Source organism: Prevotella sp. AM23-5, from assembly GCF_003473645.1.
Taxonomy (GTDB): domain Bacteria; phylum Bacteroidota; class Bacteroidia; order Bacteroidales; family Bacteroidaceae; genus Prevotella; species Prevotella copri_A.
The window spans coordinates 1-1,528 of sequence record NZ_QUCG01000162.1 but is presented as its reverse complement, the minus strand read 5'-3'; the positions used below and the strand labels follow the sequence as shown (position 1 = coordinate 1,528).

Below are 1,528 nucleotides of genomic sequence, written 5' to 3'. Positions count from 1 at the left end.
CTGATGAGGGCGATGATTAAGTACGATGGTGGCGATGCGCCACTCATCCAGCATTTCGTAAAGGTGCACGACTTTGCCCGTATGATAGCGATAGCAGAGGGAATGAACCAGGAAGACCTCTTCGTGCTCGAAGCAGCAGCCATTCTTCACGATGTAGGCATTCACGTTTCACAAGCCAGATACGGCAACTGCGATGGCAAGCACCAGGAAGAACTGGGTCCTGACGAGGCAAGAAAAGTACTGTCAGAAGTAGATGGATTCACAGCCGCACAGATAGAAAGAATCTGCTGGCTCATTGCCCATCATCATACTTATCAAGATGTTACCAGCCTCGACCATCGCATTCTGCTCGAAGCAGATTTCCTGGTGAATTCCTTCGAAGCCCACCTTGCCCCCGAAGGCATCATCACCTTCCGCAATCATGTTTTCCGCTCGGAGTCAGCCATCAGTATGCTGAATGATATGTGGGGGTTGGAATAAAAAATCCGCAGCCTTGTTTCTACAAGGCTGCAGCCACCCATCTTACTTTTACCAATCTAGCCATAAAGGTAGAACTACATACAAGCCCAACCAAACTTTCTAACTAGCTCAGTAAACAGACCTTTATCCTTTACAGGGATATTAACCACGATACTTTCCTTACCAGATGTTTCCAGATAATAGCCTTCATCAGGCAAACGATCTTCAGATATAGCAGTACTGATTTTCGAATCCAGCACAAGGCTGTTATCTGTCCCCCTCACATTGAAGTACGCCTTATCTCCTTCTGGAGACAAGAACAAGGAGCGCAGGTCCTTCTTTCCCATGCAGAAATCCTGCAGTCTTTTACTGGAAATACGAATCGCCGTATATTTGCATTCGGGAGTATCTTGATACAGCAAACACAAATACAACGTATCAAAACAATCCCTTGCGGTTAGCAATTGAGGATTGTCGTAGTACTCCAGTATGCTATCTACTTTCAGTATGGATTGTTTCTTATTCATAATTTTATTGTTTTTGCATTTTTAATATCAAACGCTTTGCTTCTCCACCAAGAATAATGAGAGTTTTTGAAAGTTTTCTTGATTTTGCCATCCATAGGTCGAAGACTTACCACTGCTATATTAGCATGCTTGAACTTTGGGAGTTTCAATAGTCTTTTTGCATCTTCTAATAAGGCAAAGACAGATACTGCTCTCACTATACAATCATCAATACCTTCTCCCTTAAAAACTTTGTTTGGAGCCAAGCGTTTTTGAGAGAAAAAGTCCTCAGATTCCGCAGGATTCCCATGTGATACACGGAAATAAGTACCATCGCATTCAACAGAGTCAAATGGCGGACAACTCGGTGGCAATTCTTCAAACCAATGATATTCCATAATCATATTTTTTAAAACACATGGCAAAGATAATATTTTAATTCGATATTCACAAATTTTGTGAAGGAATCTTTTGCGGAGCCACTATATTTTTGATTATCAGTGTTAAAAATCATAAGAATCCCCTCATTTCTCATTATCCTTAATTCCGCAACACTATAATTT

3 protein-coding genes are annotated in these 1,528 nt (G+C 41.6%); 1 reads left to right on the top strand and 2 read right to left on the bottom strand.

Annotated elements, in window-relative coordinates:
- On the top strand, window positions 1-480 hold a 480-nt coding region (locus tag DW657_RS17290; protein ID WP_118313571.1), incomplete at its 5' end, for an HD domain-containing protein.
- 74 nt (window positions 481-554) lie between these two features.
- Here the strand turns inward: DW657_RS17290 and DW657_RS17285 are convergent.
- Both DW657_RS17285 and DW657_RS17280 read right to left on the bottom strand, forming a co-directional pair.
- Window positions 555-986 carry a DUF6575 domain-containing protein gene (locus DW657_RS17285; RefSeq protein ID WP_089544155.1) on the bottom strand — a complete coding sequence of 144 codons (432 nt, stop codon included), beginning with the start codon at window positions 984-986 and terminating at the stop codon, window positions 555-557.
- The gene (locus DW657_RS17280) at window positions 983-1,369 is read right to left on the bottom strand and encodes a hypothetical protein (RefSeq protein ID WP_233547215.1); all 387 of its coding nucleotides are present in this window, start codon (window positions 1,367-1,369) and stop codon (window positions 983-985) included. Before DW657_RS17280 ends, DW657_RS17285 begins: the two co-directional genes overlap by 4 nt.
- Between the last annotated feature and the right edge of the window lie 159 nt (window positions 1,370-1,528).